This window comes from Stutzerimonas marianensis, from assembly GCF_022810315.1.
Taxonomy (GTDB): Bacteria; Pseudomonadota; Gammaproteobacteria; order Pseudomonadales; family Pseudomonadaceae; genus Stutzerimonas; species Stutzerimonas marianensis.
Window position 1 is genome coordinate 64,555 of sequence record NZ_JALGRD010000006.1, and the last position, 20,020, is coordinate 84,574.

At 64.9% G+C, this 20,020-nt stretch carries 21 protein-coding genes and 1 pseudogene; 4 read left to right on the forward strand and 18 right to left on the reverse strand.

The window, feature by feature from the left end; genetic code table 11:
* Window positions 1–38: 38 nt before the first annotated feature.
* The 3 genes from MST27_RS11755 to MST27_RS11765 all read right to left on the reverse strand — a co-directional run bounded on the left by MST27_RS11755 (window position 39) and on the right by MST27_RS11765 (window position 1,372).
* A complete protein-coding gene (locus MST27_RS11755) occupies window positions 39–284 on the reverse strand; it encodes a DUF2789 domain-containing protein (RefSeq protein ID WP_243606127.1) in 246 nt (81 codons plus the stop codon).
* A gap of 155 nt (window positions 285–439) precedes the next feature.
* A complete protein-coding gene (locus tag MST27_RS11760) occupies window positions 440–700 on the reverse strand; it encodes a hypothetical protein (protein WP_243606128.1) in 261 nt (86 codons plus the stop codon).
* Window positions 701–952: 252 nt separating this feature from the next.
* Window positions 953–1,372 carry an HPF/RaiA family ribosome-associated protein gene (locus MST27_RS11765; RefSeq protein ID WP_243606129.1) on the reverse strand — a complete coding sequence of 140 codons (420 nt, stop codon included), beginning with the start codon at window positions 1,370–1,372 and terminating at the stop codon, window positions 953–955.
* 212 nt (window positions 1,373–1,584) lie between these two features.
* On the opposite strand from MST27_RS11765, the gene MST27_RS11770 reads away from it, so the two are divergent.
* Window positions 1,585–2,520, forward strand: a complete 936-nt coding sequence (locus MST27_RS11770; protein ID WP_243606130.1) for a 2-hydroxyacid dehydrogenase — start codon at window positions 1,585–1,587, stop codon at window positions 2,518–2,520.
* Here the strand turns inward: MST27_RS11770 and MST27_RS11775 are convergent.
* From MST27_RS11775 to ppc, 7 genes and pseudogenes are all read right to left on the reverse strand, one after another.
* The gene (locus MST27_RS11775) at window positions 2,514–3,299 is read right to left on the reverse strand and encodes a class I SAM-dependent methyltransferase (protein WP_243606131.1); all 786 of its coding nucleotides are present in this window, start codon (window positions 3,297–3,299) and stop codon (window positions 2,514–2,516) included. The genes MST27_RS11770 and MST27_RS11775 overlap by 7 nt on opposite strands.
* A gap of 55 nt (window positions 3,300–3,354) precedes the next feature.
* Window positions 3,355–4,047 carry an extensin-like domain-containing protein gene (locus MST27_RS11780; RefSeq protein ID WP_243606132.1) on the reverse strand — a complete coding sequence of 231 codons (693 nt, stop codon included), beginning with the start codon at window positions 4,045–4,047 and terminating at the stop codon, window positions 3,355–3,357.
* A gap of 48 nt (window positions 4,048–4,095) precedes the next feature.
* Window positions 4,096–4,962 (reverse strand): annotated as a pseudogene (locus MST27_RS11785) (DUF72 domain-containing protein).
* A gap of 16 nt (window positions 4,963–4,978) precedes the next feature.
* Window positions 4,979–5,338 (reverse strand): hypothetical protein, encoded by a 360-nt coding sequence (locus MST27_RS11790; protein WP_243606133.1) that lies wholly within the window; start codon window positions 5,336–5,338, stop codon window positions 4,979–4,981.
* A gap of 72 nt (window positions 5,339–5,410) precedes the next feature.
* Window positions 5,411–6,088: a tRNA (adenosine(37)-N6)-threonylcarbamoyltransferase complex dimerization subunit type 1 TsaB gene (gene tsaB / locus MST27_RS11795; RefSeq protein ID WP_243606134.1), complete on the reverse strand. Its 678-nt coding sequence runs from the start codon at window positions 6,086–6,088 to the stop codon at window positions 5,411–5,413.
* Window positions 6,089–6,227: 139 nt separating this feature from the next.
* Window positions 6,228–6,875 carry an adenylate kinase gene (gene adk, locus MST27_RS11800; RefSeq protein ID WP_243606135.1) on the reverse strand — a complete coding sequence of 216 codons (648 nt, stop codon included), beginning with the start codon at window positions 6,873–6,875 and terminating at the stop codon, window positions 6,228–6,230.
* 255 nt (window positions 6,876–7,130) lie between these two features.
* Window positions 7,131–9,767 (reverse strand): phosphoenolpyruvate carboxylase, encoded by a 2,637-nt coding sequence (gene ppc, locus MST27_RS11805; RefSeq protein ID WP_243606136.1) that lies wholly within the window; start codon window positions 9,765–9,767, stop codon window positions 7,131–7,133.
* A 199-nt stretch (window positions 9,768–9,966) separates the two neighbouring features.
* Between ppc and MST27_RS11810 the strand changes: the two genes are divergently transcribed.
* The 3 genes from MST27_RS11810 (at window position 9,967) to lptF (ending at window position 11,737) form a co-directional block, all read left to right on the forward strand.
* Window positions 9,967–10,308, forward strand: a complete 342-nt coding sequence (locus tag MST27_RS11810; protein WP_243606137.1) for a pilin assembly protein — start codon at window positions 9,967–9,969, stop codon at window positions 10,306–10,308.
* A gap of 183 nt (window positions 10,309–10,491) precedes the next feature.
* A complete protein-coding gene (locus tag MST27_RS11815; RefSeq protein WP_243606138.1) occupies window positions 10,492–10,887 on the forward strand; it encodes a DUF4398 domain-containing protein in 396 nt (131 codons plus the stop codon).
* 46 nt (window positions 10,888–10,933) lie between these two features.
* On the forward strand, window positions 10,934–11,737 hold the full coding sequence (gene lptF, locus MST27_RS11820; protein ID WP_243606139.1) for a lipotoxin F family OmpA-related lipoprotein LptF: 804 nt from the start codon (window positions 10,934–10,936) through the stop codon (window positions 11,735–11,737).
* Between the two features lie 76 nt (window positions 11,738–11,813).
* Here the strand turns inward: lptF and MST27_RS11825 are convergent, their stop codons facing one another.
* The 8 genes from MST27_RS11825 to MST27_RS11860 form a co-directional block, all read right to left on the reverse strand.
* Window positions 11,814–12,137 carry a PA3694 family proteiin gene (locus tag MST27_RS11825; RefSeq protein WP_243606140.1) on the reverse strand — a complete coding sequence of 108 codons (324 nt, stop codon included), beginning with the start codon at window positions 12,135–12,137 and terminating at the stop codon, window positions 11,814–11,816.
* Window positions 12,138–12,197: 60 nt separating this feature from the next.
* Entirely contained in the window at window positions 12,198–12,944 is a 747-nt protein-coding gene (locus tag MST27_RS11830; RefSeq protein ID WP_243606141.1) for a TIGR00266 family protein, read from the reverse strand.
* A 58-nt stretch (window positions 12,945–13,002) separates the two neighbouring features.
* Window positions 13,003–13,662, reverse strand: a complete 660-nt coding sequence (locus MST27_RS11835; protein ID WP_243606142.1) for a Bax inhibitor-1 family protein — start codon at window positions 13,660–13,662, stop codon at window positions 13,003–13,005.
* A 52-nt stretch (window positions 13,663–13,714) separates the two neighbouring features.
* Entirely contained in the window at window positions 13,715–15,010 is a 1,296-nt protein-coding gene (locus MST27_RS11840) for a flavohemoglobin expression-modulating QEGLA motif protein (RefSeq protein ID WP_243606143.1), read from the reverse strand.
* Between the two features lie 90 nt (window positions 15,011–15,100).
* Window positions 15,101–16,603, reverse strand: a complete 1,503-nt coding sequence (gene lysS, locus MST27_RS11845) for a lysine--tRNA ligase (protein WP_243606144.1) — start codon at window positions 16,601–16,603, stop codon at window positions 15,101–15,103.
* A 199-nt stretch (window positions 16,604–16,802) separates the two neighbouring features.
* Window positions 16,803–17,898, reverse strand: a protein-coding gene (gene prfB, locus MST27_RS11850; RefSeq protein WP_243606145.1) for a peptide chain release factor 2 whose coding sequence is annotated in 2 segments (ribosomal slippage) — window positions 16,803–17,825 and window positions 17,827–17,898 — 1,095 coding nt in all. Because the reading frame shifts where the segments join, the coding sequence is not laid out codon by codon here.
* A gap of 129 nt (window positions 17,899–18,027) precedes the next feature.
* A complete protein-coding gene (locus MST27_RS11855) occupies window positions 18,028–18,780 on the reverse strand; it encodes a tellurite resistance TerB family protein (RefSeq protein ID WP_243606146.1) in 753 nt (250 codons plus the stop codon).
* A gap of 21 nt (window positions 18,781–18,801) precedes the next feature.
* Entirely contained in the window at window positions 18,802–19,911 is a 1,110-nt protein-coding gene (locus tag MST27_RS11860; RefSeq protein ID WP_243606147.1) for an NADH:flavin oxidoreductase/NADH oxidase, read from the reverse strand.
* Window positions 19,912–20,020 lie beyond the last annotated feature (109 nt).

Consider the following 20,020-nt stretch of genomic DNA (forward strand, 5'->3'; position numbering starts at 1 on the left):
CTATCGGGCCCATAGCCCGCCGCCAGTCGGCGCGTCGCCTATTCGTTCTGCTCTTCATGCAGCCGAGCGTTGAGCTCATCGACGATGGGCGCCCACTCGGCGTCCTCGATCCACTCGTCCCTCAGCAACGACCGCTGTGAATCGTTCCAGAACGGTGCGTCGGCGAGGCGAACCTCGTTGGGCAACGGCGCGTGGCGGGCGATGAAATCGTCGATGCTTTGCGGATCGGACGGCAGGCCCAGCTGTTCGAACAGGGTGCTCATGTCTTTGTTGGGAAGTTCCATGAAAACGGCTCCTCAGGCTGGTTGGTCATGTGCCTGCCAGGCGGCAGGCAACCCTCTCAGTAGAGGCGCGTGAGCACACACAGTTCAACGAGCGATACGCTGGAAGCAGGGGAAGAAAAGGACGGGCCTCGCCAGATGGCGAGGCCCCGAAAGCATCAGGCGGCTTTGTCGAAGAGCTGACGACCGTGGTCCAGGCACTGGTCCACCAGCCATTTGCCGTGGGCGATGGAGGCACGCTGCGCTTGCTCCAGTTCCGCCATGAAGGCATGGCCGACCGGAAGCGCCATGCGCCTTGTCGTCTGACCTTGCATGTTGCTGATACGGCAGCCGCCGGCCCAAGGCGTTGGCGTGCCGGGATGCTCCATCACCTCGGCGGTGATGACGTGGTCGCGATACTCGCATTGCATCATGCTCATGGTTCACCTCGTCGCTGTCTGGCACTGGCGGTCGTTCGTCGCCGGTGCGGCTGATTGTCCCCCTCTGGTTACGTTCCGCGGCCACGTGGGGCATTTGCGCCCCAGCGCGACTCGTCCATTAGGTTTAGCACAGCGATGGTGGACACGAAGGTCCGGCGGTCGCCTCACTGAGAGGCATGGCGGAGCGGAGGGCTCCGCCGAGCGGGTAAGCGGCGGGCTGCAAGAGATCGGCGCCCGCCGCCTGAGGTGGGGCTAGAAGGCCCGGACGGGCGCTTCGTCGTAGAAATCCGCTTCGAGCAAAGCGTCGCGGCCCTCGGCTTCGAGCGTTTCTCCTTCCAGCGGAACGGGGGCGGACACGCGCTTGCTGCGCGACTTGCCGAACTGGTGCTTGAGTGCATTGTTCAGCTTGCCAATGGCACCATCGACCGCCAGCTCGAGCGAGGCAGCCTTGTGCGAGACGGAAACCGGCTGCTGGCCCTTCGGCCGCGCCTCGATCTGGCAGCGCTTGTCCTGGGCGCCAGCCTTGATTCCGTTTTCGTCGTTCAGGTGCACCACTACCCGGGTCACACCCTCGTCGAAACGCTCCAGCTTGTCGGCAACACTGGCACTGACCCAATTGACCAGACGGGCGCTGCCTTCGATGTGGTTGTCGCTATGTACCTGGATTTGCATACGCTTATTCCTTCTACGCGATCTGGGTAACCACCGTTCAGCCTCAAACGGCCTGATCTACCAATGCCACCGTCGCCGGTATTAAGCAAGCCGAACGTAACGGCCGGATACAAGCTCGCCTTTAGGACTTGAGCGAGATCAATCGAAACGCCGCAAGACAGTGCACCCCCTGCCCCGTTACCCTCCATCGGGACCTCTGAATGGAGCGACTCATGGATATCCTGCTCTGCGGCAGCTTCGACGATGCCGAGCGCGACGAATGGCTCGACGCCCTGCGATCAGCCTGCCCCGACGCCAATTGGCACCTCTCTCCCAGCGCCGACGAGGCGCAGCGCATCGAGGCGGCGGTGGTCGCCAATCCGCCACCCGGCGCGCTGCGCCATCTACCCAATCTGCGGCTGATCCAGTCGCTCTGGGCCGGCGTCGATCGCTTGATGCTGGACGCCAGCCTGCCGGCGGGCGTGCCGGTGGCACGGATGGTCGACCCGGCCATGAACCAGGCGATGGCGCAGACGGCCGTCTGGGCCACGCTTTCGCTGCACCGCGGGTTCTTTCGGTACGCGGCGCAACAGCAGGCGACACGTTGGCAGCAATGGCCGCAGCGGCGGGCCGACGAAGTCCGCGTGACGATCCTGGGTCTGGGTCAGATGGGCCGCTGCTGCGCTTCCCGCCTGGCCGGGCTGGGCTACACGGTGGCCGGCTGGAGCAGCCGGCCGACCGAAATGGACGGCATCGAGACCTGCAGCGGGAACGCGGCACTTCAGGGCCTGCTGCAGCGCACCGACATCCTCATCAACCTGTTGCCGCTGACTCCGCAGACCGAAGGCCTGCTCGACACGCCGCTGTTCAATGCCCTGCCGCGAGGCGCTGGGCTGGTCAATCTCGCGCGGGGCGCTCACCTTGTCGAAGACGCGCTGCTCGAGGCGCTAGACACCGGCCAGATCGGCCACGCCGTGCTCGACGTTTTCCACCATGAGCCCCTGCCGGCCGAGCATCCGTTCTGGCGGCATCCGAACGTCACGGTGCTGCCCCACGTCGCGGCGATGACCGACGCGCGAAGCGCAGCAGGCGTGGTCGCGCAGAACCTGCAGGCCCTGCGTGACGGTCGACCCCTGGCGAATCTGGTAGACCCGAAACGAGGTTACTGAGCGGTTGGCTGGAGCTTCTTCTTCGGGTAGATGTCGTAGCGGCTGGACTTGCCTTCCAGGCAGTAGCTCGGCCTGGCGCCTTCGATCGCCGGCGCCTTGCGCGGGCGCTTGACCACCACGCGATGGGTTGCGAGCGCCAGGGCCCGGTCGAGCAACGTGGCGGCATCCAGGTCGTCGCCCACGAAGGGGCGGAACAGCCGCATCTCCTTCTTGACCAGGGCACTCTTGTCCCGGTGCGGGAACATCGGGTCCAGGTAGATCACCTGCGGCGGTTCGCCCTGCCACAGGTCCATCAACTCGATGGCGTTACCGTGCAGCAAGCGCATGCGTGCCACGATCGCCGCCACCTCGGCATCCACACGGGCGCGGGCGAGGCCGTCTTCGAGCAGTGCGGCAATCAAGGGTTGTCGCTCGCAAAGGGTCAGCTCACAGCCCAGCGTCGCCAGCACGAACGCATCGCGCCCCAGCCCGGCCGTGGCGTCCAGCACTGACGGCCGTATGCCGGGCTGAATGCCCACGGCCTTGGCGATCATCTGCCCGCTGCCGCCACCGAACTGACGGCGATGCGCTGCCCCTCCTTCGAGAAAATCCACTCGCACAGGGCCGGGTGCCAGCGGACCGAGCATCTGCAACTGCAAGCCACCCTCCCCGACCTGCAGCACGAATTCGGCCCCCTCGGCCCGCATCGGCAATCCCAGGCGGGAGGCCCACGCCTGGGCCTGCTCGGCGAAGGACGGTGCGAGCGCTTCGACATGGACAAGGGGGCGGTGGGCGGACATGGCGGCGCTCGACGATGGAAACGGCGCATTCTGCCAGAGCACGAGGCACCGCGCTTCAGCGGCACAGACCGAAGCCGCCCATGTCGACATGGAAGTGATCGTGATGCGCGGCGTTGTATTCCGGGCTCAGGGTGATCCTGAAGGCATCGCAGGCGGCCGCTTTGACCTGCCGCAGGAAACGCGACTTGTCGCCGTCCCCCGCCCAGTCGCGTGCGACGGTAATGCGCGTACCGTCGGCGAGGCGAAACCCGGCGAGGTCGAGCGCATTGGCCGAGGCATGCTGGCTGCGGCGGTTGCTGCGGGCGATGTTACGGCAGGCGAAACTGCCGAAATGATCGATCCGCACCACCGGCTGGCCGAACACCTGCTCGGCCGCCGGCTGCAGGCCGTGCCGCTCGAATAGCGCATAGGCAGCCGCCAGAGGGCAGGTCGCCATGAAGGGCGCGTTGAAGCTCACGGCCGAACCGCGAATCCTCACCGCATTCTCGACCGGACAACCGGCCTGCGGTGTGCTGTCGGGCAGCGCGACGTAATCCAGCGCTGAGCTGGCCAGGGCCTGTTCGCACAGCACGCGGCTATGCTGCAGGCGCTCGAGCTTGAACGGCGTGAGCAGGTTCGGTGGCTCGCGAAGGTCCAGCGGCGCCCAGGGGTTCCATTTGCCCGGCACGTCGACGTGACCACGCCACACCGCGTAGACGAACCCGGCGCCCAGGATCAGCAGAAGCAGAAAGAATCGACCTACCGTCATACCGTTTCGGCAACGGCCTTGAGGCAAAGGTTGCAGCGGGACCCGAGGTCAGCCGCATCCGAGCAGCGACAGTTGCGCCTCGTCCCGTGGGGCCGGTAGCGCCAGCGCCGGCAATCCGGGCAAGCGCTCGCGCAACTACGTGTGAAACCGAAGTGCGAGGTCCGGCGCCAGCCGATTGTCCGGCGTGTGCAGGTAGACATGCGGAGACTTGCCCGACTCGATCCAGCCGGCCACCTTGTCCAGCCAGGGCAGCAGGAAGCGATCATTGGCGATGAGCTCGGGATGACCAACGAAGCGCAATTGCGGCGCGTCGCTGAAAGCGGTTGGCCGCACCGGTAGCCGTGGCTTCTTGCTTTGCGCATGCAGGACCGCCGGCTCGAGGGAGCGGCAACTGAACAGTGCGCGGGTATCCATGCAGATGCGCTCGACGCCACGCTCAAGCAGCAGCCGATTGAGCGCCCGCTCCTCCTCACCCCGGGCGAAGAAGGCGGGATGGCGCACCTCTATCGCAAGGGGCCGGTCGAGCTGCTCGATCAGCCCGACCAGCTCACCGATCCGGCCAGGACCGAAGGCGGCCGGCAATTGCAGCCAGAACGGTGTCACCCGCCCGTCCAATGGCCCCATCAGGCGACGGAAGGTCTCGACCAGCTCGCCGGTCTCGCGCAGATCGGGCGCCTGGCTGATCTCGCGAGGCAGCTTGGCGCAGAAGCGAAACCCGTCCGGCATGCGCGCAGCCCAGCGCTCGACCGTCTGCTCCGATGGCCAGGCGTAGAGTGTGGTGTTGCCTTCGACGCTGTTGAATATCCGGCAATAGCCCTCAAGAAACTCGCTGGCCGGAAGGTCAGGCGGATACAGCGAACCGCGCCAGGCAGGTTCATTCCAGGACGGGCAACCGAGGAAGTAAGGCAGGTCCAAGCGCGATGGCTACGCCTCAGGCGTAGAGGTCCAGACCAAGCACCTCATGCGCGTCGACATCCGGACTGAAGCTGGCCGTGGTGCCGTAGCTCTGCAGCGCCTGCGCCGCGCGGCTGGTCAAGGGCCGCTCCATCATCGCCTCGAAGCGCGCGGGCATGAAGTCGCCGGAGACGACCGAGGCGTAATCGGTCGATTCGCTCTTGGTCGGGCGAGAAAGGTGTTCGTAAGTGGCGTCGGCCTGATTGGCCGGGGTGACGATCGATTCGCGTAGCTGTTCCGCTGCCTTTTCGCTTTCGCGATAGGGCACCGTCACGCTGTCCCGCTGGGGAACGCGTTCGATCGGGTAAGCGGAAGGGGCGAGACCGTTTAGGCGCATCATTCACCTGCAGCAAGTGCCGCGACTCTAGCGAGCTGCCTGGAAATTCGCAATGCCGCTCGTCGCCATCGGTTAGCGCTCGACCTTTGGGGTGGCGACGTTATCGCGCAGGTAGATCGGCTGTGCCTGCTCGGCTGCGACCGCCTCCCCGCGCGCCCAGGCGTGGCGGGCCAGGCTCAACAGGTCCTCGGCGTGTGGCAGCAACGAGGCGTCACAGCGGCTCGGCCGTACGGCCAGCCGCTCGGCGTAGCGCCAGCCAGTGCCAGCACCGAACCAGCTTCCCGCCGCATCGCGCGGCAGGCTGACCTGCTCAGGGGGCAACACGGCCTCGATACCGGCCAGCTGCATATCCTCGCCCTGGGCGCGGTAACAGGCCCAGTAGACCTCATCCATGCGCGCATCGATGGCTACCGCGACCTGCTCGACCGCCTGCTCGCGTCGGGCGCGCTGGGCGATGGTGGCCAGGGTGGAGACCGGCAGCACCGGCCGCTCCAGTGCGAACGCCAGGCCCTGCACCACCCCTACGGCAATCCGCACGCCGGTAAACGCCCCGGGACCGCGACCGAACGCCAGGGCGTCGACCGCCGACAGGCTGATCCCGGCTTCGGCCAGCAGGCCCTGAATCATCGGCAACAGGCGCTGCGCGTGCAGGCGCGGTATCACCTCGTAGTGGCTCAGCACCTGGCCGTCATGCAGCAGCGCAACGGAGCAGGCTTCGGTGGCGGTATCGAGGGCGAGCAGCGTGGACATCGGCGGATCGGCTCTGTGAAAAAGGCGGCGATTGTAGCAGCAACCCCGCCGTGCAGGCCCGCTGTAACAACCTTAGGGCACGCCTTCAGGCGCCAGAAAAACAAAACCCCGCCGACGGCGGGGTTCGTGTCGAAGCAGTTCAGCTCAGCGCGGCCAGTACCTTGGCAGTGATCTGCTCGACAGTACCGACGCCCTCGATGCGGCTGCACTTGGGCGTGCCTTCCGCGGCTTCGAGGTTCTGGTAGAAGGCCACCAGCGGCTTGGTCTGGGAATGGTAGACACTCAGGCGATGGCGAACGGTTTCTTCGAGATCGTCCTTCCGGTGCACCAGCTCCTCGCCGGTCAGGTCATCGATCCCGCTGACCTTCGGCGGGTTGTGCTCGGTGTGATAGACACGCCCGGACGCCGGATGCACGCGGCGACCGGAGAGGCGACCGACGATTTCCTCGTCGTCCACGGCGATCTCGAGCACATGATCAAGCTTGACGCCCGCCTGGCGCAGCGCCTCGGCCTGCGGAATGGTGCGCGGGAAGCCGTCGAACAGAAAGCCCTTCTCGCAATCGGGCTGCTGCAGACGCTCCTGGATCAGCGCAATGATGATTTCGTCGGACACCAGACCGCCGCTGTCCATGACGTCCTTGACCTGCAGACCCAGCGGCGTACCGGCCTTGACTGCCGCACGCAGCATGTCGCCGGTAGAGATCTGCGGAATACCGAACTTCTCGGTGATAAAGCGGGCCTGCGTACCTTTCCCGGCACCGGGCGCTCCCAACAGAATGACGCGCATGGGCGAATCCTCAACTTTGCAAAAAAGGGGTGTCGCCAGGGCTGTCGACTGTACCCTCGCCCTGGCGAATCAAAAATTCTGGTTTGCCGCCATGCGACAAAAGGTTGAACACGATACACAGCGCACAGAAACCAGACAAGCGGCGTCCAAGCCTCGCCCCGCGAGGCCTGGAGCCGCGACGACGCACCGTCCATGAGCAGGTCGCAGATCTCGCCGAGTGGCCGCTCTCGACGATTCGGAGCCGCGAAGAAAAGCCTAGCCGGTGTTGCGCAAGCCGGCCGCGATCCCCGCGACGCTGACCAGCAGGGCTTGCTCCAGTGGGCTTTCGGCCGGGTCCTGCTGTTGCCGGGATCGCGCCAGCAGCTCGGTCTGCATCAGGTGCAACGGGTCCAGATAGGTGTTGCGCAGGCTGAACGCCTCGAGGGTATCCGGGCTGTGTGCCAGCAGCTGCGACTGGCCGGTCAGGCCAAGTACGGCCTCGACCGCCTGCGACAATCTGTCACGCAGATCCACGCCCAGCGGCTGAAGTGGCTGGCTGACCAGCCGCTCGTCGTAGCGCCGGGCGATGTCGGCATCGGCCTTGGCCAACACCATCTCCAGCATGTCGATCCGCGTCATGAAGAACGGCCAGCGCTCGCGCATGACCTGCAACCGGTCGCCCTCACCACGCGCCAGGGCTTGCTGCAACGCCAGCTCCCACCCCAACCAGGCGGGCAGCATGAGGCGCGTCTGGGTCCAGGCGAAGATCCAGGGAATGGCGCGCAGACTCTCCACCCCGCCTTCGCGGCGCTTGGCCGGTCGGCTGCCGAGCGGCAGACGTCCGAGTTCCTGCTCCGGCGTGGCCTGTCGGAAGTATTCGACGAACTGAGGATGGTCACGCACCACGCCACGGTAGGCCTTCACACCGTCCGCGGCCAATCGGTCCATGGTCTCGCGCCAGTCCGGTTCGGGCATGGGCGGCGGCAATAGGGTCGCCTCCAGCACGGCGGCGAGATACAGGTTGAGGTTCTGTTCGGCGATATCCGGCAGGCCGAACTTGAAACGGATCATCTCGCCCTGCTCGGTGGTGCGGAATCGCCCGGCCACTGAGCCCGGCGGCTGCGACAGGATCGCCGCGTGCGCCGGGCCGCCACCGCGACCGACGGTGCCGCCGCGGCCATGGAACAGCAGCAGCTCGACCTCATGCGCCCGGCAGATCTCGACGAGTCGCTCCTGGGCGCGGTACTGCGCCCAGGCCGCCGCGGTGGTCCCGGCATCCTTGGCCGAGTCCGAATAGCCGATCATCACCTCCTGCGGACCATACAGGCGCTGGCGATAGCCCGGCAGTTCGAGCAGGCATTCGATGGTCGGGCCGGCGTTGTTCAGATCGTCGAGGGTTTCGAACAGCGGCACCACGCGCATCGGCCTCTGCAGGCCCGCTTCCTTGAGCAGCAGCTGCACGGCGAGCACGTCGGACGCACCGCGGGCCATGGAAATGACGTACGAACCCAGTGCTGCACCCGGTGCGCGCGCCGCCACCCGACAGGTCGCCAGCACTTCGGCGGTTTCGGCCGAAGGCTGGAAGTCTGGCGGCAGCAGCGGCCGGCGGTTGTTCAGCTCCCGTTGCAGAAAGTCCAGGCGTTGCGGCTCGTCCCACTGGTCATAGTGCCCGAGCCCCAGATAGTCGGTGATCTCGGCCAGCGCCGATGCATGCCGGGTGGAGTCCTGACGGATGTCGAGCCGCGCCAGGAACAATCCGAACGCGGCGGCACGGCGGAGCGTGTCGAGCAGCGCGCCGTCAGCGATCACGCCCATGCCGCAGGCATGCAGCGAGCGGTAGCAAAGCTCCAGCGGCTCACGCAGTTCGCGGTTGTGCTCCAGCACGTCGGAGGGCGCCGGCAGGTCCTGCCTGACCGCCTGACGGGCCCAGTCCCGCGTGATCTGCAGGCGATCACGCAAGCGTTTGAGCAAGGCGCGATAGGGCTCGGCGGAGGCGCCGCTCTGCGCGATCAGCTCGTCAGTGGCGGCTTGCATGGACAACGCCGCGATGAGGCCGTCCAGGTCTCTGAGAAACAGATCGGCAGCGACCCCGCGCGCCAGCAGCAGGACTTCCCGCGTCACCGCTGCCGTCACGTTCGGATTGCCATCGCGGTCGCCGCCCATCCAGGAAGCGAAACGGATGGGCGCCGCATCCAGCGGCAGGTGCAGGCCGGTACTGCGGCGCAGCGCCAGATCGGTGTGCCGCAGGACGTTGGGCAGTGCCTGCCAGAGCGAGTTTTCGATCACGGCGAAGCCCCACCTGGCCTCCTCCACCGGGGTCGGCCGGCTGCGGCGAATTTCCTCGGTGTGCCAGACCTCGGCAATCAGACGCTGCAGACGCAGCTCGATCTCGGCCTGCTCCGTGGCGCTGAGGTCGGTGTGGTCACGTGCGGCCAGTTGCTCGGCGATGGCGTCGTACTTCTGGATCAGCGTGCGCCGCGACACCTCAGTCGGGTGCGCCGTCAGGACCAGTTCGATGTCCAGCCTGCCGACCTGGCGCGCGATGCTGTCCTGACCGAAGCCTTCGGCTTTCAGCCGTTCCAGCAGTCCGCCCAGCACGCCGGACTCGAACGGCGCCAACTCGCCCGGCCGGCGGCGTCGGACCCGGTGATGCTGTTCGGCGATGTTGGCGAGGTTGAGGAACTGGTTGAAGGCGCGGGTCATCGGCAGGAGTTCGTCATCAGCCAGGCCGTCGAGGGTCTCCTGCAACAACCGCGCGCCGTCGGCCGAGCCCCGTCGGGCGCCCTTGGCGCCCTTGCGAATCCGCTCGATTTTGTCGAAGAACGCCTCGCCATGCTGTTCGCGGATGGTATTTCCCAGCAGCTCACCGAGCAGATGGACGTTCTCGCGCAAGCGCGCATCGATTTTCGCCATGTTTCCTCTCCCCTGGCCGCTTCAGCGAAGCCGCGCCCACCGAAACGCACCTGGATGCTGAACGGCAGCGCGACAAAACACCTCCAAACAGAGTGCCCAGCGCGGTCGTCGCTGACAAGGCGTCCCGGCAAGAACCCGGGCAACCGCGCCACCACTCACTTTGAACACGCTCGCCAAGACGAGCTAAGGATGACGCGAAATGAAAATATCCGAACTGGTCCGCGAATGGGAAAACTCCGCCAGCGGACGGATGAGCAGCCAGGAGTATCACCTCCACCTGGACATCGAAAGCGCCGCACGGCTGGCGGCACTGGCCGAGATGTATCCCAAGCGCAGCGCCGAGGAGCTGCTTGGCGAGCTGGTCGGTGCGGCACTCGAAGCGATCGAGACCAGCCTGCCTTACAAGCAGGGCACCAAGGTCATCTCCACGGATGAGCAGGGCGACCCCATTTATGAGGACGTCGGTCCGACGCCGCGTTTTCTCGCGCTGTCGCGCAAGCACCTGGAGCGATTGCTGGCCGAGCAGAAGGGCCAGGCATGAGCCTGCACATGTGCTCGAAAGGGTCGCTACAGAGGTGTTGGCAAGCGTTTCGTTGAACGATTGCAGCCTGCTGGCCTCACAAAAATATGCCCGCTCTGACAGCACGCCGCTGTTCAGACCGCGAATCGACGCATGCGGGCGTTGTTCCGATCCGTCAGGCAACACTTGCATTGGAGACTGGCCATGAAAATGAACACCCTCGAAAGCCCCCTTTCGCGTTTCCAGCTGCCCAAGTTGGCCGCCGTGGCATTGGGAGGCCTGCTGCTGGTGGGCTGCGCCGGCAACCCACCGAACGAGCAGTTCGCCGTGACCGAGTCGGCTGTGCGCAGCGCCGTCAGCGCCGGCGGTACCGAGTTCGCTGCTGTCGAGATGCGCGCCGCGCAGGAAAAGTGGAAGCAGGCCGAACTGGAAATGCAGAAGGAAAACTACGACAAGGCCCGCAAGCTCGCCGAACAGGCCGAGTGGGATGCCCGTGTCGCCGAGCGCAAGGCCCAGGCCGCCAAGGCACAGAAAGCCGTCGAGGAGGCCGAACAGGGGATCCAGGATCTGCGCGAAGAAAGCATGCGCGGTACCCGTTGATCACGACGCTCAATTCTCGAAGCCTTTCAGCACAGGATGACCCGTTATGAACAAACTACTGACTATTCCCACCGCGCTGGCCATGTCCATCGGCCTTGCCGCCTGTTCCTCGCAACCCAATGACAATCTCGAGCAAGTACGCGGCCAATACGCCCAGCTTCAGAGCGACCCCCGCTCGAACCGCCTCGCGGCACTGGAAACCGAAGATGCCGGCAAAGCGCTCGAACGCGCGAACAAGGCCTATCAGGACGATGCCGACGAAGAGCGCGTCGACCAGCTTGCCTATCTTGCCAAGCGCCGTGTCGAACTGGCCGAGCAGACCATCGCGCTGCGCACCGCCGAGCAGGAAATCGAGAAGACGTCGGCCAAGCGAGCCGAGGCGCGCCTCGAGTCCCGCGAGCAACAGCTTCGCCGTCAGCAGGAAGAGATCCGCAAGCTGCAGCAAGACCTGCAGGCCAAGCAGACCGAGCGCGGCACGCTGGTGACCTTCGGTGACGTGCTGTTCGACCTGGACAAGGCCGAGCTCAAGCCGGCCGGCATGCGCGGTATCCAGAAGCTCGCTGACTTCCTGAACGAGAATCCGGAACGCAAGGTCGTGGTCGAGGGCTATACCGACAGCACCGGTTCCGATTCCTATAACCAGCAGCTGTCCGAGCGCCGCGCCGAATCCGTGCGTCGTGCGCTGACGCGCGCGGGTGTCGATCCGCAGCGCATCCAGACGGTGGGCTATGGCGAACAGTATCCGGTGGCGAGCAACGATTCGCCCTCCAGTCGCGCCATGAATCGCCGTGTCGAGGTGACCATCTCCAACGACAACCAGCGCGTCGCGCCGCGTTCTTCGATGGAGTGATCGAGCGGAACGGGCATCCGCTGAGGATGCCCCTACGTACCGAGCCCGCCTGCAGGCGGGCTTTTCGTGTGTAACGCTATTTGAGTTCCCGAGGCGTCTCCTGCCCCATGCAGCGAATGGCGCGCTTGCGTTTGTCCACCATCACGCCGGTCAGTCCCTTGTGCTCGGTATCGAACAGCACGAGCACACCATCGATGCACTGCGCCACCTGCGGGGCTGGATCGAGGGATACTTTGTAATCCTCGCCGGGGATCGTCTTGAGCATTGTGAAGTCCGCCAGCAGCAAGGCATCCTCGGGTTTGGCGACATGCACGTAGCCGTAGTAGCTGAGCACCCCGACCGTCCCGATGACGGTGCCGACGGCGGTGAGAATGTAGGGGATCAGATTGCGTTCGGACATGGATGATCTCGGACAAAGTCAAAAACGGATTGTGGCAAATCTGGGGCGGCGCAAGTCGCCTCATTTTCCGCCGGCACGGGTCTCGCCGCGAGCCTGGTAGGTCGCCTCGTAGACCCGTTCGGCCAGCCGCGAGAACGGTAGGCTCTGGATCCAGACGCTGCCGGTGCCTTTCAGCGTCGTCAGCAGCAGCCCTTCGCCGCCGAACAGCATGCTGCGCAGCCCACCAGCAAGTTGGATGTCGTAGTCGATGCCCTGGGTGAACGCGACCAGGCAGCCGGTATCCAGGCGCAGGGTTTCGTTGTTCAACTCCTTGCGGATTACCGTTCCACCCGCGTGTACGAAGGCCAGCCCATCGCCATCCAGACGCTGCAGGACGAAGCCCTCGCCGCCGAAGAAGCCCGCGCCGATGCGCTTGCTGAAGCTCACGCCGATCCGCGTGCCGAAAGCGGCGCAGAGGAATGAGTCCTTCTGGCAGATCAGGGTGCCGCCCACCGCCGCGAGGTCCACCGGCACCACCGTACCGGGATAAGGCGCCGCGAAGGCCACACGCGATTTGCTCCTGCCTTCGTTGGTGAAATGGGTGAGGAACAGCGACTCGCCGGTGATCATCCGCTTGCCCATGCCCCACAGCTTGCCGAGCACACCGCTTGCCGAGCCATCGCCCATGCGTGCTTCGAAGCGCACGCCATCGGTCATGTAGTTCATCGCGCCGGCCTCGGCGATCACCGTCTCGCCGGGGTCGAGGATGATTTCCACGCTCTGCGCGGATTGTCCGAGGATTTCGTATTCGAGTTCGTGACTGGCCACGGCGAGCTCCTGATCCTGTGATTGCAGCGCGGCGGGAGCGGCCTCGATCGGCCCTCGCCTACTTGCGCCCGAGAATGCGCAGGATACGCAGGAACAGGTTGATGATGTCCATATAGAGCGCGGCGGCGCTGTCGATGGCGTTGTCCAGGGTCTTGGGAAGCTGGTTCGCCCTCCCCCAATCGACGCCCACATAACCGCAGAAAATCAGCACCACGATCCAGTCGATCACGCCATGGTGGATGCCGAGGATGAACAGCTCGACCAGCTCGACGACGATGACCAGCAGCAATGCCACCGTGAGCGCACTGGCGATGCTGGCGAAGAAGCGCGGAAACAGCGTGCCGAGTAGCATCATGCCGAGGGTGACCAGCGCGGTGATGCGGATCGCTTCGTGCACCAGTGCGCTGTCGTAGCGGCTCACCACCAGATTGACGATCAGCCCGAACGGGACCACCACCAGGTTATAGCCTCGAAAGCTCACCCAAGGCTTGCTCGAGCGGTGGAACAGCCGGGCGCCAGTCAGGCAGCTGGCGAAGTAGCCGCCGAAGAACAGCCAGGGATGGATGCTGCGAATGGACTCGACCGGAATGTTGCCGACCATCCACCAGTTGACCCAGAACCCCCAGCAGAGCGTCAGGCCGATGACGAGGTTGTAGGCGCCAGACGAGAGGCTGCGGTTCAGCGGGTTGGACTGGCGGGCGAAGACGGGGTTTTGCATGTCGTTACGCTTCCTTGCGTGATGATTGATTCGGAGTCTGTTCCGAGGCTGCTCAGAGGATGTTGGCGTAATCCGCTTCGATGCGATCCAGGCTCAGGTGATTGAGGAAGTTGGAGAAGCACATCCAGGCCGACAGCGCATTGAGGTCCTGGAACTGCTGCGGCAGGTACTTGGGCGGGACGACCATGCCCTCGTCCACCAGCTGGCGCAGGGTGCGCATGTCTTCCAGGGTGGTCTTGCCGCAGAACAGCAGCGGGATATGCTCGAGCCGGCCCTTGCGCACGGCCAGCTGGATGTAGTTGTAGATCATGATGAAGCCCTTCAGGTAGGACAGGTCCTTGGTGAAGGGCAGACCATCGGGGGTCGAGCCGCGGAACACGCGGCTGGCGTTGCTGTAGCTCTCGTCGTCGCCATAGCCCTGCTCGCGGAAAAAGGCGAAAACATCGAGGAAGTCTGCGCCCTCCTCGGCCATGTGAATGGCGCGGGTGCGGTTGGTCAGCTTGCGCAGGCGCGTCGGGTAGGAGGCGAAGGCGATCACCTCCATCAGGATTGCCAGGCCTTCCTGAGTGACCGTTGAAGACGGCGGCCCCTTGGCGAGGAAGGTGCAGATCGGCTGGTTCTGCCCGTTGAGCGTGGTGCCGACGTGCACCAGCCCTTCGTGAACCTCCAGCGCGCGCACGTCACGCTCGTTGAACAGCGCGTCGCTGCGGATCTTGATGTAGTCGGCGCCCGCTGCCGCATCGGCGAGGATGCCGTCGGATTCGAAGACGCGGATCACGCCCTCGCCTTCACCGAACACCACGTCCAGGCGCTTCTGCAGCAGCTCGACGGCCTGCGGCGCGGTGAGATTCTTCGGCTCGTCGCGCAGGTCACCGCGATCGGCAATGTTGTTCAGGTAGTCGGAGAGCATCAGGCCGAGGTCGGCCAGGGTCGGGTCGCCGGCATGGAAGGCGTCGGACGCCGCGCCGTAGAGCTCCTGGGAGATCATGCCGAAGTCCGGCGTACCACGCGCCTCGAGCATGCGGATGACCATGCGGTATTCCTTGCACATGCGCCGCATGATCTGCCCGACCGGGTTGAACTGGCCGAGCTGACGGGTGATGTCGCGCTCGATGTCCTGGAATTCCTGCTTCTTCGCACTGGAGTCGAAGGCCAGCGGACGGCCTTCGTAGTAGGCGCGGTCGATCTGCGGCAGCTCGCGGCCCTTGGCGGCGAAGAACGCCTGGCGGGTCGCGTCGTCCCACTTCACCGCGTCCAGCACACGCACCGGCGTCTGCGCCTCGACGATGCGGTCGGACAGCCCGCGTACGATGGTCTGATACTCGTCCAGATTGTTACGGCTGTTCATCAGTCCCTCTTCACGGATGCCCCGTACCCTTGAGGTTATACCCGCAACCGCCGCAGTCGGCACGCGGCGGGTGGGTCGAGGCTCAGTGGATCAGAGTTCCGGGCGCATGTGCGGGAAGAGGATCACGTCGCGGATCGACGGCGAGTTGGTCAGCAGCATCACCAGACGGTCGATGCCGATGCCCTCGCCGGCGGTCGGCGGCATGCCGTATTCCAGCGCACGAACGAAGTCGGCGTCGAAGTGCATGGCCTCGTCATCGCCGGCATCCTTGTCGGCCACCTGGGCGTGGAAGCGCTCGGCCTGATCCTCGGCATCGTTGAGCTCGGAATAGGCGTTGGCGATCTCGCGGCCACCAATGAACAGCTCGAAGCGGTCGGTAACGTTGGGGTTGCGATCGTTGCGCCGGGCGAGCGGCGAAACCTCGAACGGGTACTCGGTGATGAAGGTCGGCTGTTCCAGCTTGTGCTCGACCAGCTCCTCGAAAATCATCACCTGCAGCTTGCCCAGGCCTTCGTGACCGAGCAGCTTGGCGCCCGCCTTCTTGGCGATGGCACGGGCCTTCTCCAGGTCATTGAGATCGGAGGCCGAGATTTCCGGGTTGAACTTGAGGATGGAGTCGAACACCGACAGGCGCGCAAAGGGCTCGCCGAAGTGGAACACCTTGTCGCCATAGGGCACGTCGGTGCTGCCGAGCACGGCCTGGGCCAGCTCGCGGAACAGCTCCTCGGTCAGGTCCATGTTGTCTTCGTAGTCGGCATAGGCCTGGTAGAACTCGAGCATGGTGAACTCGGGGTTGTGCCGGGTCGAGACGCCTTCGTTACGGAAGTTGCGGTTGATTTCGAACACGCGCTCGAAGCCACCGACCACCAAACGCTTGAGGTAGAGCTCCGGCGCGATGCGCAGGAACATCGGCATGTCCAGCGCGTTGTGGTGGGTCTCGAACGGCTTGGCCGCGGCACCGCCAGGGATGGTCTGCAGCATCGGCGTTTCCACTTCGAGGAAGTCACGCTCGGCGAGGAACTTGCGGATGTGGGCGATGACCTTCGAGCGCACGCGGAAGGTTTCGCGCACCTCCTCGTTGACCATCAGGTCGACGTAGCGCTGGCGATAGCGCTGCTCGGTGTCGGTCAGGCCGTGGAACTTGTCCGGCAGCGGGCGCAGCGACTTGGTCAGCAGCCGCACGTTGTTCATGTAGACGTACAGGTCACCCTTGCCGGAGCGCGCCAGGGTGCCCTCGGCGGCGATGATGTCGCCCAGGTCGAAGTGCTTGACCGCCTCGACCTGCTCGGCCGGCAGGGTCTTGCGATCGACGTAGACTTGGATGCGCCCGCTCATGTCCTGCAGCACCATGAACGGCCCGCGGTTGAGCATGATGCGCCCGGCGACCTTGACCGGAATGACGGCCGCTTCCAGCTCTTCCTTGGTCTTCTCGGCGTACTGTTTCTGCAGGTCGCCTGCATAGCGGTCACGACGGAAGTCGTTGGGGAAGGCATTGCCCTGCTCGCGCACGGCAGCAAGCTTTTCCTTGCGCTGGGCGATCAGCTTGTTTTCTTCCTCTTGGACGGCGTGCTGGTTCAGCGGTTGTTCGCTCATGGTCAATTATTCCGGTCGCGCGGGTCGTCTGACCCGTGAAATGGCTAGCTAATGTCGATGGCCGTGCAATCTGTAAACGTAGAGCGCTGTTCAGTAGGTCGGACCGCGTAGGCCATGCTGAAACGGCGAGGACGCGAAGTTACGTTCTGTAAATGAACATCCGAGCCGTTTCAACGCAGCATGAACAAGCGCAGTAGCTTTACAGCCCCTGTTTCAGGCTGGCCTCGAGGTACTCGTCGAGATCCCCATCCAGCACCTTGTCGCAGTCGCTGCGCTCGACGTTGGTACGCAGGTCCTTGATGCGCGACTGGTCGAGCACATAGGAACGGATCTGGTGGCCCCAGCCGATATCGGACTTGGAGTCCTCCAGCGCCTGAGAGGCCGCGTTGCGTTTCTGCATCTCCAGTTCGTACAACTTGGCCCGCAGCATCTTCATGGCGGTGTCCTTGTTGGCGTGCTGGGAGCGTTCGTTCTGGCAGGCCACCACGGTGTTGGTCGGCACGTGGGTGATACGCACCGCCGAGTCGGTGGTGTTGACGTGCTGTCCACCGGCGCCCGAGGAGCGGTAGGTGTCGATGCGCAGGTCGGCCGGGTTGATCTCGATCTCGATGTTGTCATCGATTTCCGGCGAGACGAACACCGCGGTGAACGAGGTGTGGCGACGGTTGCCGGAGTCGAACGGGCTCTTGCGTACCAGGCGGTGCACGCCAATCTCGGTGCGCAACCAGCCGAAGGCGTACTCGCCCTTGATATGGACGGTAGCGCCCTTGATACCGGCGACTTCGCCTTCGGACAGTTCGATGATGGTGGCGTCGAAACCGTGCTTGTCGGCCCAGCGCAGGTACATGCGCAACAGCATGTTGGCCCAGTCCTGGGCCTCGGTACCGCCGGAGCCGGCCTGGATGTCCAGGTAGCAGTTGTTCGGGTCCATTTCGCCGCTGAACATGCGGCGGAACTCCAGCCCTTCGAGAATGCCGCGCAGGCGTTCCAGCTCGGCGGCTACGTCGTCCACTGCGCCCTGATCGTCTTCTTCGACGGCCATGTCGAGCAGATCGCGCGAGTCGGTCAGGCTGCCGGTGAGGTCGTCGATGGTCTCGACGATCTGTGCCAGGGTGGCGCGCTCACGGCCAAGGTTCTGGGCGTATTCAGGATTGTTCCAGACGTTCGGGTCTTCGAGTTCGCGGTTTACTTCGACGAGACGATCATGCTTCTGATCGTAGTCAAAGATACCCCCGAATTGACTGGGTGCGGTCGGACAGGTCCTTGATGCTGTTGAGGATCGGGTTGATTTCCATAGGTAGGCAGCTCTCAATCGGACGGGTGCAAAAGCCGGCGATTATAGCGCAGCAGGCTGCCGCTGACAGCCCATGCGGGATCGCCGGCCCGCCCCGGGAAACACCGTTCAGCCCGTCGGCCGGCTGAAGTCAGCCCGACACGCCGCGCACCTGGCTCTCGAGTTCGGCCTTCAAACGCGCATCGAGGCCCATTTGCCGCGCCAGCTCGTCGAGGTAGGCACGTTCCATGAACTGGTCCTCGTCGATCATCAGCACACTGGCCAGGTACATTTCCGACGCCATCTCCGGGGTCTTGGCGGCCGCGGCGATCTCCACTGGATCGAGCGGCTTGTTCAATTCCGCCTCGAGCCAGCGCTGCAATGCGGGGTCCTCGGTGAGTTGCGCCAGTTCGGCTTCGATCGCCTTGCGTTCCTCGTCGTCGACATGACCGTCGGCCTTGGCCGCGGCGACCAGCGCCTTGAGAATCGCGCGGCTGTGTTCTTCCACCTGGTCCGGCGGCAGGCGGTCGACCGTTTTCGGCTCGACCCGCGCCGGACCGGACTGAGCGGCACCTGCAGTCGCGGCGGCCTGCTGCGCCTGCCAATTGCCGTAGGCCTTGTAGGCCAGCATGCCGAGCGCCGCGAGGCCGCCGTAGGTTACGGCCTTGCCACCCAGTCGCCGCCCACCTTTGCGGCCTAGCAACAGGCCGAGCGCGCCGGTCGCCAGCGCGCCGCGCCCAGCGGAACCGCCGAGCACACTGCCCAGTGGACCACCGACGCCTGAAAGCAGATCGCCCAACGAGTCGCCTGGGGCCGTGGTGGAGCGCGAAACGGAGTCCGACCGTTTTTGCAAAAGATCCTGGCCGGACTTGAGCAGTTGGTCGAGCAATCCAGAGGTCTTCATGGGTCACCTGCCTGTAAAAGATCAATCGAGCGAATCGGGTACCTGCCGGATGGGCGTGTGGCGGTGGGCGGCCCGGACGTACTGTGCGGGCCACGGCACGGACTGGTCGCGCAGGTCCTCGGCGGCATGCAGCGGCCAGTAGGGATCGCGCAGCAGCTCGCGGGCCAACAGGATGAGATCGGCCTGGCCGGTCCGCAGGATGTGCTCGGCCTGCACCGCCTCGGTGATCATGCCGACGGTCCCGGTAGCGATGCCCGCCTCACGTCGGACCTGCTCGGCGAACTGGGTCTGATAGCCTGGGCCGACCGGAATTTCCGCGTTGGCCGCCGTGCCGCCGGAGGAGACATCGATCAGGTCCACACCCAGCGACTTCAGCCGGCGTGCCAGCTCGACGGTCTCCTCCGGGTTCCAGCCGTCCTGCACCCAGTCGGTCGCCGAGAGCCGGACGAACAGCGGCAGCTCCTGCGGCCACACGGCGCGCACCGCTTCGGTGACCTCCAGTAACAACCGGATGCGGTTGTCGAAGCAGCCACCGTAGGCGTCCTGCCTCTGGTTCGAGAGTGGCGACAAAAACTGATGCAGCAGATAGCCGTGCGCGGCATGCACTTCGGCAACCTTGAAGCCCGCCGCCAGCGCCCGCTCCGCCGCGCGGACGAAAGCCTGCACGATGACCTTTATCCCGGTTTCGTCCAGCGCGGTAGGGACCGCATGCTCCGGGTCGAAAGCAATGGTGGACGGCCCGACCGGCGTCCACCCGCCCGCGGCGATGGGCACACTGCCGTGGCGGCCCAACCAAGGCTGCCAGGTACTCGCCTTGCGCCCGGCATGGGCCAACTGAATACCGGCGAAGGAGCCCTGCGCCTCGATGAAGCGTGTGATGCGGCGCAGCGGTTCGACATGCTCGTCGGACCAGATGCCCAGGTCTTCCGGGGAAATGCGACCGTTGGCGGAGACCGCGGTGGCTTCGACGATCACCAGCCCTGCCCCGCCCACTGCGCGGCTGCCCAGATGCACCAGATGCCAGTCGTTGGCCATGCCGGCCTTGGCCGAGTACTGGCACATGGGCGATACGGCGATGCGGTTCGGCAGGGTCAACTGCCGAAGAGTGAGCGGCTGGAAGAGCTGTGTCATGGAAACCTCGACTGCATGGATGCGTTAATGGACATCCTTGAGTACAGACTGTTTCGACGACTTTGCCTGCCAGGCGTAACCCTTTGTGTGCGCGCCAGCCCTGCAAGGC